This window comes from Roseateles sp. GW821-FHT09G03, from assembly GCF_059416045.1.
The window spans coordinates 66,825-79,064 of sequence record NZ_JBWKOK010000004.1 but is presented as its reverse complement, the minus strand read 5'-3'; the positions used below and the strand labels follow the sequence as shown (position 1 = coordinate 79,064).

Below are 12,240 nucleotides of genomic sequence, written 5' to 3'. Positions count from 1 at the left end.
AGATCAACCCCGTCAACGCAAGTTGGCGGGGTTTTTTCTTGGCGCCTTCGCGGTTCACGGATGAACGAACTTCAGAAGACCAAACATGGTGAAGACCGTTGCGATCTGCCCGCCAACGATCCATCGAACCAGTTCATTCCGCATGTGCGACATCTCGCCTCGCACGCCGGCAATCTCCTGCTTCAACTCCCCCCGCACGGTAGCGATCTCTCCCCGGACGAGGGCAATTTCCTGCCGCAATTCAGCGCGCACCATGCCGACCTCGCTGCGGACTCCGGCGATCTGTGACTTCAACTCCGCCATCTCCGTCCGGACCGTGTACATGTCTGAGTTCTTGGCTAGGTGGGACTGCTTGTCGTTCATGCGTTTCTCCAAGGCGCTGTCGATGGTTTCGGCGGCGGTGTCGGCGTCCTGCTGCGAGGCGCCGACCTGACGGAATGCTTTGTGCAATGCGAGCTTCATTGAGCGGCTCCTTGGCGTTCTGTACTGCGAGTTCGTGGATAGGGTGGGCAACGATCATCCTGCGTTCATGGGGTCTCGTCTCTCACACATTTCAGTCATTGATGGGGGATGCGCGGAGAGAATCAGCGCATGTCTTCGCTGCTGCCGCCATCGCTTGTCGCCGTCATGCCGCGCTGTCTGCAGCTCGCGAGCCAGCCGGTGCCGGGCGGACTCCTGCCATTGAGATTGGGAGACGTCACGATCGGACGGGTGCATCCGATGCGTCAGGTCTTGCTAGGCGAGGTCTGGCCTGAACTCGAACGTTGCGATGGCGCGTTGTGTTGGGAGGCGGACGGGCTCGATGTCGAGGCCCGGTCCCAACGTATCGGCGAGGTGGCGCTCGCGCTGAAAGAGCGTGGTGCGATCACCGGCTGGCGCGGCGAACGCTACGCCTGCGAGCGGCCCGTCGAGGATCCCTGCACCGGGCGCGGCGAGGTGCTGTTCCGTCTGGAGCGCGCTGCCTTCCGCTTCTTCGGCTTGATGAGCCGCGCGGTGCACATCAACGGCTTCCTGCCAGGAGCGCGGCTCGTGTGCGGTCGACGCGCGCTGTCGAAGGCGACGGATCCGGGGAAGCTCGACAACCTTGCTGCCGGCGGGCTGACTGCCGACGAAGATCTCGTCGATTGCGCGCGCCGCGAGCTGCTGGAAGAGGCGGGAGTCCCGCTGACGATCAGCGCCGCGGTGCAGCCGCGCGGCGCATTGCGCAGCACGCGCATGGAGCCCGAGGGCCTGCACGACGAGGTCCTGCATGTCTTCAGCCTTCAACTGCCTGGCGGCTTCTCGCCGCGCAACGGCGACGGCGAGGTCAGCGAGTTCCTGACGCTGGACCTGGAGACCCTCGCGCACCGGCTCGCCGCCGGCGAGTTCAGCCACGACGCCGCCGCGGTGAGTGCGTTCGGGCTCCAGCATTCGCACGCGCTTGCCGACCTGCGCGCCTGATCGCGACCTGAACGCGCACTGAGTCGAAGAGGCTGGTCACAATCGCCCGCATGGATCAAGTCGATGCAGTGGTGATCGGGGCCGGCGTCGTCGGCCTCGCGGTCGGCCGGGCGCTGGCGATGCGCGGTCTGGAGACGCTGGTGCTCGAGCGCGAGCTCAGCATCGGCACCGGCGTGAGCTCGCGCAACAGCGAGGTCATCCACGCCGGGCTCTACTACCCCGCGGGATCGCTGAAGGCGCGGCTGTGCGTGCGCGGCAAGCAGCTGCTCTACGCGCACTGCGAATCGCACGGCGTGCCGCACCGGCGTTGCGGCAAGCTCGTCGTCGCGACGTCCGCGGACCAACTCCCGGGATTGCATGCGCTGAAGGCGAAGGCCGCCGCCAACGGGGTCGACGACCTGCGCTGGCTCACGCGCGAGGAAGCCCTCGCGCTCGAACCCGAGCTGCAATGCGAGGCCGCGCTGCTCTCGCCGTCGACCGGCATCGTCGACAGCCACGGGCTGATGCTCTCGTTGCAGGGCGATCTGGAACGGCATGGCGGCGCGGTGGCGTTCGGCGCGGCGGTGACCGCGGTTCGACGCGACGGCGCGGCGCATGTCGTTGTGACCGACGACATGACCTTGGGCGCCCGCATCGTCGTCAACGCGACGGGGCTGCACGCGCCACTGCTCGCCGCCGCGATCGAGGGTCTGCCGCCGCCGCCCGCGGCGCGCTTCAGCAAGGGCAGCTACTTCGCGCTGCAGGGAAGGGCGCCGTTCTCGCGGCTCGTGTACCCGATGCCGCAGGACGCGTGGCTGGGCGTGCACCTGACGCTGGACCTCGGCGGACAGGCGCGCTTCGGTCCCGATGCGCAATGGCTGGACGTCGAGAGCCCCGAAGACATCGACTATGCCGTCGATCCCGCCCGTGCCGACGTGTTCTACGACGACGTGCGCCGCTACTGGCCCGCGCTGCCGGACGGCGCGCTGCAGCCCGCCTACAGCGGCGTGCGGCCGAAGATCCATGGACCGCAAGAGGCGGCGCCAGACTTCTGCATCGACGGTCCCGTTCAGCACGGCGTACCAGGGTTGGTGAACCTCATGGGCATCGAGTCGCCCGGACTCACGAGTGCATTGGCGATTGCCGAGGAAGTCGTCGCACGCAGCGGTCTCGACTGAGTGCACGGTCGGTCAGGGACGGCAATGCGTGAGGTTTGGACGCTTGCCGGCCGGGGAGAGCGGGACCGAGCCCAGTCCGGTGGACTGGGCGACGCCCGCGAGCGCTGGAGGACCGAAGGTCTGACAGCCTCATGCATTGGCGGCCAAGCGCTGAGAGAAAGCAGGTGGAACGTCCCCGGCTCAATCCGCCGGCACGCGTAGCGCGCGCTCGCGCTCCTTCGCGATGCGTGCAGCGAAGTCCGCCGCCGGCCCGCCCGTCGGCAGGTTGCTGACGTCGAGGATTTTCGAGCGGATCTCGGGCAGCCGCAGCGCCTCGTTGACGACGGCGTTGATGAGTCGCAGCCGGTCCTCCGGCACGCCGCGCGGCGCGAAGAGCCCGAAGGTCGAGACGAGGTTCGCTTCGGGATACCCGAGCTCCGCCAGCGTTGGCACGTCGGGCAGCACCGGCAGCCTCACCGGCGAGCCGATCGCCAGCGCCTTCAGCTTGCCCTGCCGCACGAACTGCAACTGCTGCGACGCGACATTCGAGGACAGCAGCTCGAACTGTCCCCCGATCGCATCGGTCAACTGCTGCCCGCCGCCCTTGTAGGGCACGTGGATGATGTCGACGCGCGCCGCGGCCCGCACCTGTGCCAGCACCATGTGCCCGACCGTCGCATGGCCTGACGTCGCCCAGCGCAGCCGGCCCGGCGCGGCCCGCGCCGCCGCGATCATCGCGGCGAAGTCCTTCGGCTTGAACGACGGATGCGCGAGCACCAGCACCGGCGTGTCCATGATGCTGACGACGGGTACCACGTCGCGCAGCGGGAACTCGACGCGAGCCACCGTCGCGGGAGACAGGGGCGTCACGGGCGTGGCCGCGGAGGCGGACGCGCCGGCCGGCGCGAACACCAGCGGCGAGATCGCGCAGTAGGCCAGCGTGTGGCCATCCGGCGCCGCGCGCGAGAGCGATTCCAGCGCGGTCAGGCCGCCGGCGCCGGCGCGGTTCTCGACGAGCACCGGCACCTTCAGCCGCAGGCTCATGTGCTGGGCCAGGGCGCGCGCGGTCTCGTCGCTGACGCCGCCGGGCGGGTAGGCGACGATCAGGTGGATCGGGCGTGTCGGCCAGGACTCGCCCGCGACCTGCGCAAGACCTGGCACCGTGACCGCGGCACACGCCACGGCGCTCAGCAGCGAGCGTCTACGCATCCCGGTGCTCCATCGCGATGCGCCGGGCCAGCGCGAGGAAGGTCGCCGTCGGACCTTCCTGGTCGTGCGAGCGATAGGCGATCGTCAGCGGCGCCTCCAGCCGCGCATGTTTCTCCATCGGCCGGAACACGATCGAGTGCGCGTGCACGCCGCGCATCGACGCCGGCACGACCGTGATGCCGGCGCCGGCCGCCACCAGGTTGAGGTTCATCATCATCCGGTCGACCTCGACGAAGCTGCGCGGCTTGACGCCGTCGCGCTCGCACAGCGCCAGCAGGTTGGCGTAGAGGCCGGGCGCGCCCGGGCGGCGCACGAGGATCAGGTCCTCGTCCTCCAGTTCCGCCAGCGGCACCGGCGTGGACCCGGCGCGCGGCACGGTCGCGAGCCGGTGGTCCAGCGGCAGCGCCAGCAACGCGGGCTCGGTCAGCAGCGTCTCGAAGCTCACGCCCTCGGGCTGCGCGACCGGCACGCGCAGGAAGGCGCAGTGCAGCCGCGACTTCACGATCGCTTCGATCAAGCCGGCGGCGTGGTTCTCGGTCATCGTCAGCGCGATGCCCGGATGTTCTCCGCGGCATGCGCGCAACACCGCCGGCGTGAACGCGTGAGCCGCCGCCGAGCTCGTGAAGCCGATCGCCAGCAGCCCGTGCTGCCCGCCGGCCAGCCGGTCCATGCGGTCGCGCATGTCGTTGTAATCGCGCAGCAGCCGTCGCGCTTCGTCCAGGAACTGGCGCCCGCCGTCGGTCAGGCTCACGCCCTTCGGATGGCGGTGCAGCAGGGCGATGCCCAGCTCCTGTTCCAGCGTCTTGATCTGCTGGCTCAGCGGCGGCTGCTGCATCCCGAGCAGCGCCGCGGCGCGCGTCATGTGGCCGGTCTCCGCGACCGTCACGAAGTAGCGCAGATGTCGGAGGTCCATGTCTGCGTTGTCTCCTGGTCCTCGGGCTCGCCGTCGCTCTCCCAGGTGGCAACCATGCGGAAAGCTACGTACGTCCCATATTCAAAACGTCTCGGACTCTGCGGATCAGTGTATTTGACGCTATGAAGGGCCGTCACTAAGGTCCGGCCCGGATACCGAGAAATGAGATCCAAGAACCGTCCGAAAACGGTCCCACTGCGGTCGGGTGAGCAGTACGACGAGCGGTCCCGCACGAGGACACGACGACAACCAAACGGAGACAACGTTGATGAACACGAAACGAGATTCGAGGAACGCGTGGCATGCGCGCAAGGCCCTGGTCCTGGCCGCCACCGCGGTGGGAGCCGCCGGCGTGGCGCACGCGCAGAGCGGCAGCAGCGTGCAGGTGTTCGGCCTGCTGGACATCGGCGTGCAGGCGCTGAAGGCCAGCGGCAGCGACACGCGCTACTTCGTGAACAGCGACGGCAACACGTCCAGCCGCTTCGGCGTGCGCGGCACCGAGGACCTGGGCGGCGGCCTGAAGGTCGGCTTCTGGCTGGAGTCGGCGGTGGCCGTGGACGACGGCACCAGCGGCGCGACCAGCACCAACAACAAGGACTCGGTCAGCGGCGGCCTGACCTGGGGCCGGCGCGCGACGGTGCAGGTCTCGGGCGACTGGGGCGAGCTGCGCCTGGGCCGCGACTACGTGCCGTCCTTCGGCAACCTGACCACCTCGATGCATCCGTTCGGGACGAACGGCGTCGGCAGCTCCGGGATCATGTACTACCCGGTGCCCGCCAACGGCACGACGGCGCGCACCAACGTGCGGGCGTCCAACTCGATCGGCTACTTCACGCCCTCGGGCATCAACGGCTTCTACGGCCACGCGATGCTGGCGCTGGGCGAGCAGGCCTCGGGTCCGACGCGCAAGGACGGCCAGTTGACCGGCGTGCGCATCGGCTGGCGCAACGAGACCTTCAACGGCTCGGCGGCGATCTCCAAGACCCGCTATGCCACGGGCGACTACACGCAGAGCAACGTGGGCATGGCCTACACCTGGGGACCGGCCAAGCTGATGGCGCTGTGGGGCCGCAACGAGGTCGGCATCACCAGCACGACCGCGACCATGCTGGGCACGCAGTGGCAGGTGTGGCCGCAGGGCGAGCTGCGTTTCGCCTACACCTGGCTGAAGGCGAAGAACGTCGCCAGCGACGCCACGCACATCGCGATCGGCTACGTCCATGACCTGTCCAAGCGGACGGCGCTTTACACGAACGTCGCCAAGGTGGACAACAAGGGCCGCGGCACGCGCTTCAACGTGGGGCTGGCGACGACGCAGCCCGGCGGCGACAGCGGCGGCTTCGAGGCCGGCGTGCGCCACAACTTCTGATCCGCGCCTGACCCCTCGCTTCAACCAGCAGCAACGAAGGAGCACGACCATGTCGACCACCATGCTCTCCCAACCCCTGAGCCGGACCCGCGCGGTCGTGCTCGCCTTCACCGCCCTGGCGGGCCTCGCGGCGTTCGCGCCGACGGGCGCCCACGCCGAAGCGACGAAGATCCTCTTCGTCGGCAACAGCTACACCTTCGGACGTGTCGATCCGGTGATGAGCTACAACGCCGCCAATGTCCACGACCTGACGGCGGCGATGTACGCCAGCAACCCCAGCGGCGCCAACAGCTTCGAGCCTCATCCGTGGGGCGGCATCGCCGGCATCTTCAAGCAGTTCACCGTGCAGGTCGGGCTGGACTACGACGTCTCGATCTCGGCGCGCAACGCGGCCTCGCTGCGCGGACAGTTCCTCAACACCAACAACGCCGGCTGGGACCTGCGCGGCAACATCGGCTCCCAGTCCTGGGACAAGGTGGTGCTGCAGGAGCAGAGCGACGAGCCGTTGACCAAGCAGCCGGGCCTGGCGTCCAACCCGGCCTATTTCAGCACCTACACCAACCTGATCGAGAACTGGATCCACCAGGGCAACGCGCTGAGCTACCGCGAGCGCGACCTGATCGGCGGCACCAACGCGAAATGCGCGGAGATCACCGGGGCGTCCACGGGCACCTGCTCGCTGCTGCGCAACGTGCCGGCGAACGCCAATGCCAACGCGAACGCCGACGTGTACCTGTACCAGACCTGGGCGCGGCCCAACCTGGTCAACGCGCCCAGCACGACGGTCACCGACGAGAACACCGGCGAGGTGACGCCGACGGGGCAGCCGGCGCCGTCGTTCTATCCGACGCTGCAGGCGATGACCGACGACCTGAAGCAGGCCTACGCCAACGCCGCGCTGATGGCGGGCGCGGACGGTTCGGGCGGCGTCAAGGGCGTCGCGCCGGTGGGTGAGGCCTTCATGCGCGCGATCGCGGCGGGCGTCGCGACGCCCGACATGTACGCGTCGACGGCGGCGACCGACGGGCTGCTCGACCTGTGGTTCGACGACGGCACCCATGCGAGCAAGTACGGGTCCTACCTGAGCGCGCTGACGCTGTTCGGCACGATCACCGGCCTGGATCCGGCGGTGCTGGGACTGAACGAGATCGCCGCGCGCGACCTAGGCATCAGCGCGGCGCAGGCGCTGCTGCTGCAACGCGTGGCGAGCGACCAGCTCGGCTTTGCCGCGGCGGTGCCGGAGCCGGGCTCGTTCGCGCTGGCGGGGCTGGGCCTGGGTCTGTTGTGGATGATGCGCCGCGGTCGCCAGGAGCGATCGTCGGCAGGGGGCGCGATGCCCGCGGTGCCCGCATGACCGCCACCGCGGTCCGGGCGTGATTCCTGAAGGGAAATGAAGGGGATGAGGATGCTGATGACACAAGGGGCCGGCAGCGGCGCGTGGAAACCGGCTGCGCGTACGGCGACGATGGCGATCGCGGCCGCGTTGGCGCTGGGCGTTCTTGGCCTGACGGGCTGCGCGCCCGTCGCCGTGGCGAAGAAGCCGCAGGGTCCCGTCTTCGACATGGCGCGGGAAGCCGCGCCGTCCCCGACGGCCTGTCCGTCGGGCGTCGGCGACGGTGCGAGCTGCCTGTCGGGCACGGACAGCGCCGGCGCGATCTACATGATCGTGATGCCCAGGCAGTGGAACGGCGACCTCGTGTTGCACGCGCACGGCGGGCCCTTCCTCGGCGCGCCGACGGTCAAGCGCGTGACGGAGGACGTCGAACGCTGGACGATCATGCCGCGCCTGGGCTACGCCTTCGCGTCCTCCAGCTACCGCCAGGGCGGTGTCGCGGTGAGCGCTGCGGCCGAGGACAACGAGCGCCTGCGGCGCCTGTTCATCGACAAGGTTGCCAAGCCCAATCACGTCTACCTGCACGGCCAGTCCTGGGGCGCGAGCGTGGCGGCGAAGGGCGCGGAGCTGTTTGCCGACGGCAAGCCCTACGACGCGGTGCTGCTGACCTCGGGCGTGCTGGGCGGCGGGACGCGGAGCTACGACTTCCGGCTGGATCTGCGCGTCGTCTACCAGTATCTGTGCCACAACCATCCGCTGCCGAGCGAGCCGCAGTACCCGCTCAACATCGGGCTGCCGGCGGACTCGCCGCTGAAGCAGGCCGACCTCGCCAAGCGCGTCGACGACTGCCTGGGCCTGAACAAGCCGGCGGCGGAGCGCTCCGCGGAGCAGACGGCGAATGTCAAGACCATCGTCGACGTCATCCACATCCCGGAGCGCAGCATCCAGTCGCACTTGAACTGGGCGACCTGGCATTTCCAGGATATTGCGCAGAAACGTACCGGCGGCGCGAGCCCCTTCGGCAATGTCGGCGCGGTGTATGCGGGTTCCAGCGACGACGCGGCGCTGAACACCGGCGTGCTGCGCTACAAGGCCGACGCGAAGGCCGTGGCGACCTTGTCCGCCGACGCCGACCTGGGCGGGAAGATCCCGGTGCCGGTGCTGACGGTGCACGCGATCCACGACCCGACGGCGATGGTCGAGCTGCAGGAGAGCTTCGGCCGCACGATGGCTGCGGCGGGACGCGGCGACGCGCTGGTGCAGACCTTCACCGGCGACAGAGACCACAGCTACCTCAGCGACCCGACCTACGCGGCGCTGATGGACGCGTTGACGACCTGGGCGACGCAAGGGAAGAAGCCGACGCCCGAGTCCATCGCCGCCGGCTGTGAGAAGGCGAAGGAGAAGCTGGGCCAGACCTGCCGCTTCGAGCCGAAGTATCAGGTGAAGGCGGTTGAGACGCGGGTGCCGAAGCGTGATCGGCCCTGATGCATCGGCCTTGAGGGATCGGCATCGAGAGGGTGGGAGATGAGGTCGAGACGAGGCGTTGGGACAACGCCTCGTCTCGATTCACTCCGTCTGCGGGCGACGAGTTTCGCGGTAGAGCGAGAGCAACACTCCTGCGAAATCCTTCTCGTCGAGAGTGCCTTGGGCAACGTCGACCATCACCTCTTCAAGCTGTTGAGTCCTTTGCAGTTCGATTCCTTGTGACTCCAGATAGGACAGCGCGCTCACGAGCGCCGTGCGCTTGTTGCCATCGTTGAAGACGTGTCCTCGAGCGATGGCTACTGCATACATGGCGGCAATCTCTCAAAAGCGTCTTGCATGCCCGTGAACTGCATCCGGAAGGAGACGCGTGACAGCGCTCCTTCCAGCGCTCCCTCGCCCCGCCATCCAGGCAGACCACCTTCATTCAGAAGAATGGTCTGGTGGTACTTCACGACATCTTGTGCGTCAAGCATGGTTCAACGCTTGGCGAGTGCGCGCAGTACATCGCGATGCTCCTCCATCACCCGCTTGCCGATGGCCTGCCAATCTGGCTTGGCTTCACCGGTGGGTGAGGGTTCTCCGTCGCGTGGAAGATTCTTCGCAGGGTAGATCTGCGTCCTTTCGTGGTAGGGGATGCCGTACTTCTCGTGTATTTCGCGTGGTGACTTCATGAACAACTCCTTGGGCACTCAGCGTATTCGGCGCTCGGCGTCTCTCGCAATCACCTCGATGTAGGTATCGCACCCCCCATCGGTGTCCCCCCTTTCGGGAGAAGCGAAGTGCATCGATCAGGCGAAGAATCGGCCGGTTCGAATGCACAGGAGCTCGCCATGTTCACCGACCTGATCCGCACCGGCCGCGAAGACGCGCCGCAGGGCAACCGCCGTGACTTCATGGAGGCGGCCGCCGCGCTGGGGATCAGCGTGATGGCGGGACCGGTGCTCGCGCAGACGGGGCAGGGCGGCGCGCCCGACCTGATCCTGCGCAACGGCCGTATCACGACGATGGACCTGGCGAAGCCCGAGGCCACCGCGATCGCGCTGCGCGACGGTGTCGTGATGGCCGTCGGCACGGACGCGGAGATCGCGAAGCTCGCCGGCGCGAAGACCCGCGTCGTCGATGTCGAGAAGCGCCGCGTGATCCCGGGGCTCACCGACTCCCACATGCACATCATCCGCGGCGGGCTCAACTTCAACATGGAGTTGCGCTGGGACGGCGTGCGCTCGCTGGGCGCGGCGCTGCTGATGCTCAAGGAGCAGGCCGCGCGCACGCCGGCGCCGCAGTGGGTGCGGGTGGTCGGGGGCTGGAACGAGTTCCAGTTCGACGAGAAGCGCATGCCGACGATCGCCGAGCTCAATGCCGCCGCGCCGGACACGCCGGTGTTCGTGCTCAACCTCTACAACCAGGCCTTCCTGAATCGAGCGGCGCTGCGCGCGGTCGGCTACACGAAGGACACGCCGCAGCCGGCCGGCGCGATCATCGAGCGCGACGCGCGCGGCGAGCCCACCGGGCTGCTGCTGGCCGAGCCCAACGCCTTCATCCTCTACAACACGCTGAACCTCGGGCCCAAGCTCGACCCGGAGCAGCAGCTCAACTCGACGCTGCACTTCATGCGCGAGGAGAACCGCCTCGGCGTGACCTCGGTCGGCGACGCGGGCGGCGGCTTCCAGAACTACCCCGACGATTACGCGATCATCGACAAGCTCGCCAAGGAGAACCGGCTCACCGTGCGCATCGCCTACAACCTGTTCCCGCAGAAGGCGAAGCAGGAACTGGCGGACTTCCAGCGCTGGGCCAGGACGGGCAAGCCCGGCGACGGCAGTGACTTCTACAAGCTCAACGGCGCGGGCGAGATGCTGGCCTTCAGCGCGGCGGACTTCGAGGACTTCCTCCAGCCGCGCCCCGACATGCCGGCATCGATGGAGAACGACCTTGAAGGCGTGGTGCGTTTCCTCGCCGGCAACGGCTGGCCGTGGCGCATGCACGCAACCTACAACGAGACGGTCTCGCGCAGCCTGGACGTGTTCGAGAAGGTCCATCGCGACCACCCGATCGACAAGCTCGGCTGGTTTTTCGATCACTGCGAGACGGTCACGCCGCAGAACCTCGAGCGCATCAAGCGGCTGGGCGGCGGCATCGCGGTGCAGAACCGGATGTCGATGCAGGGCGAGTACTTCATCCGCCGCTACGGGCTGAAGGCGACGGCGGAGACGCCGCCAGTCAAGCGCATGCTGGAGATGGGCATCCCGGTCTCGCTGGGCACGGACGCGACACGGGTCAACAGCTACAACCCGTGGCAGGCGCTGTACTGGCTGGTGTCGGGACGCACGATCGGCGGCACGCTGCTGTATCCGGAGGAGCGGCGGCTGGACCGCCTCGCCGCGTTGCGGCTGATGACGGCCGACGGCGCCTGGTTCTCGCGGGACACGGGGAAGAAGGGCGTGCTGAAGCCGGGGGCGTTCGGCGACCTGGCGGTGCTCGATCGCGACTTCCTGACCGTGCCCGAGGACCAGATCCAGGACATCACCTCCGTGCTGACCGTGGTGGCGGGCAAGCCGGTGCACGGCAGCGGCGCGTATGCGTCGCTGGCGCCGGCCCTGCCGCCGGCGATGCCGGACTGGTCGCCGGTGAAGACCTACGGCGGCTACCAGGCACGCAAGTCGTCGGTGGCTTCATCGCTGAGCGACGCCGAGCGCCGCTACCAGTACGCCGCGCAATGCGCCTGCGCGAGCGGCTGCGGCGTGCACGGCCACGATCACACGGCGGTCGCCAGCGCGGCGCGCGATGCGACCTCGGCGCAGGCGTTCTGGGGCGCGATGGGGTGCAGCTGCTACGTGTGAGGATCGCCGAGCCGCTTCAACGCGAGCAGGCGATCCGCAGACCTCACCCGGCCATCATCGCCGTGTAGCGCCGCTGCATTTCCTCTGGCGTGAGCGCTTCGATCGAATGGCCCAGCAGCCACGAGTGGCCGAACGGATCGCGCAGACGGCAGGAGCGTTCGCCGTAGAACTGATCGGTGGGCGGCATCGTGATCGTCGCTCCGGCGGCCACGGCCCGCTCGGCCATCGCGTCGGCGTCGTCGACGTGCAGATGGATGGTGCAGCCGGTGAACTGGTCCCCCCGCGGGCCGACCATGCCGAACTCGGGGAACTCGTCGCACACCATCAGCACCACGGGGCCGAGTTGCAGTTCGACATGCCCGATGCGGCCCGAGGGCTCGACCAGGCGGAAGCGCTCGGTCGCGCCGAAGGCCTGCTGATAGAACGCGATCGCCGCCTCGGCATCGCGCACCATCAGGTAGGGGAACACCTCGTGGATCGCATTCATCGCGGCAACTCCTGTGCAATGCGGC

Annotated in this window: 12 protein-coding genes; 6 read left to right on the top strand and 6 right to left on the bottom strand. The window is 68.3% G+C overall.

From position 1 onward, the window contains the following. Nucleotides 1–54: 54 nt before the first annotated feature. Complete coding sequence (locus AC07OZ_RS15870; RefSeq protein ID WP_495468058.1) at nucleotides 55–462, bottom strand: CCDC90 family protein; 408 nt, start codon at nucleotides 460–462, stop codon at nucleotides 55–57. Between the two features lie 129 nt (nucleotides 463–591). Here AC07OZ_RS15870 and AC07OZ_RS15865 point away from each other — a divergent pair, with 129 nt between their 5' ends. Both AC07OZ_RS15865 and AC07OZ_RS15860 read left to right on the top strand, forming a co-directional pair. Beyond that, the gene (locus tag AC07OZ_RS15865) at nucleotides 592–1,440 is read left to right on the top strand and encodes an NUDIX hydrolase (RefSeq protein ID WP_495468057.1); all 849 of its coding nucleotides are present in this window, start codon (nucleotides 592–594) and stop codon (nucleotides 1,438–1,440) included. Nucleotides 1,441–1,490: 50 nt separating this feature from the next. After that, nucleotides 1,491–2,597 carry an NAD(P)/FAD-dependent oxidoreductase gene (locus tag AC07OZ_RS15860; protein ID WP_495468056.1) on the top strand — a complete coding sequence of 369 codons (1,107 nt, stop codon included), beginning with the start codon at nucleotides 1,491–1,493 and terminating at the stop codon, nucleotides 2,595–2,597. Nucleotides 2,598–2,777: 180 nt separating this feature from the next. Here the strand turns inward: AC07OZ_RS15860 and AC07OZ_RS15855 are convergent, their stop codons facing one another. Beyond that, nucleotides 2,778–3,785, bottom strand: coding sequence for a Bug family tripartite tricarboxylate transporter substrate binding protein (locus tag AC07OZ_RS15855; RefSeq protein WP_495468055.1), 1,008 nt, complete (start codon nucleotides 3,783–3,785; stop codon nucleotides 2,778–2,780). Next, entirely contained in the window at nucleotides 3,778–4,698 is a 921-nt protein-coding gene (locus AC07OZ_RS15850; protein WP_495468054.1) for a LysR family transcriptional regulator, read from the bottom strand. Before AC07OZ_RS15850 ends, AC07OZ_RS15855 begins: the two co-directional genes overlap by 8 nt. Before the next feature lie 268 nt (nucleotides 4,699–4,966). Here AC07OZ_RS15850 and AC07OZ_RS15845 point away from each other — a divergent pair, with 268 nt between their 5' ends. The 3 genes from AC07OZ_RS15845 to AC07OZ_RS15835 all read left to right on the top strand — a co-directional run bounded on the left by AC07OZ_RS15845 (nucleotide 4,967) and on the right by AC07OZ_RS15835 (nucleotide 8,888). Beyond that, nucleotides 4,967–6,067 (top strand): porin, encoded by a 1,101-nt coding sequence (locus AC07OZ_RS15845; protein WP_495468053.1) that lies wholly within the window; start codon nucleotides 4,967–4,969, stop codon nucleotides 6,065–6,067. A gap of 49 nt (nucleotides 6,068–6,116) precedes the next feature. Next, nucleotides 6,117–7,421, top strand: a complete 1,305-nt coding sequence (locus AC07OZ_RS15840) for a PEP-CTERM sorting domain-containing protein (RefSeq protein WP_495468052.1) — start codon at nucleotides 6,117–6,119, stop codon at nucleotides 7,419–7,421. Between the two features lie 111 nt (nucleotides 7,422–7,532). After that, complete coding sequence (locus AC07OZ_RS15835) at nucleotides 7,533–8,888, top strand: hypothetical protein (protein ID WP_495468543.1); 1,356 nt, start codon at nucleotides 7,533–7,535, stop codon at nucleotides 8,886–8,888. 81 nt (nucleotides 8,889–8,969) lie between these two features. On the opposite strand, the gene AC07OZ_RS15830 is transcribed toward AC07OZ_RS15835, so the two are convergent. Together AC07OZ_RS15830 and AC07OZ_RS15825 are read right to left on the bottom strand one after the other, a co-directional pair. Next, entirely contained in the window at nucleotides 8,970–9,197 is a 228-nt protein-coding gene (locus AC07OZ_RS15830; RefSeq protein WP_495468051.1) for a type II toxin-antitoxin system death-on-curing family toxin, read from the bottom strand. Between the two features lie 167 nt (nucleotides 9,198–9,364). Further along, a complete protein-coding gene (locus AC07OZ_RS15825; RefSeq protein WP_495468050.1) occupies nucleotides 9,365–9,559 on the bottom strand; it encodes a hypothetical protein in 195 nt (64 codons plus the stop codon). A gap of 255 nt (nucleotides 9,560–9,814) precedes the next feature. Here AC07OZ_RS15825 and AC07OZ_RS15820 point away from each other — a divergent pair, with 255 nt between their 5' ends. Further along, the gene (locus AC07OZ_RS15820) at nucleotides 9,815–11,728 is read left to right on the top strand and encodes an amidohydrolase (RefSeq protein WP_495468542.1); all 1,914 of its coding nucleotides are present in this window, start codon (nucleotides 9,815–9,817) and stop codon (nucleotides 11,726–11,728) included. A gap of 43 nt (nucleotides 11,729–11,771) precedes the next feature. Here AC07OZ_RS15820 and AC07OZ_RS15815 read toward each other — a convergent pair whose 3' ends face one another. Further along, complete coding sequence (locus AC07OZ_RS15815) at nucleotides 11,772–12,215, bottom strand: VOC family protein (RefSeq protein ID WP_495468049.1); 444 nt, start codon at nucleotides 12,213–12,215, stop codon at nucleotides 11,772–11,774. Nucleotides 12,216–12,240 lie beyond the last annotated feature (25 nt).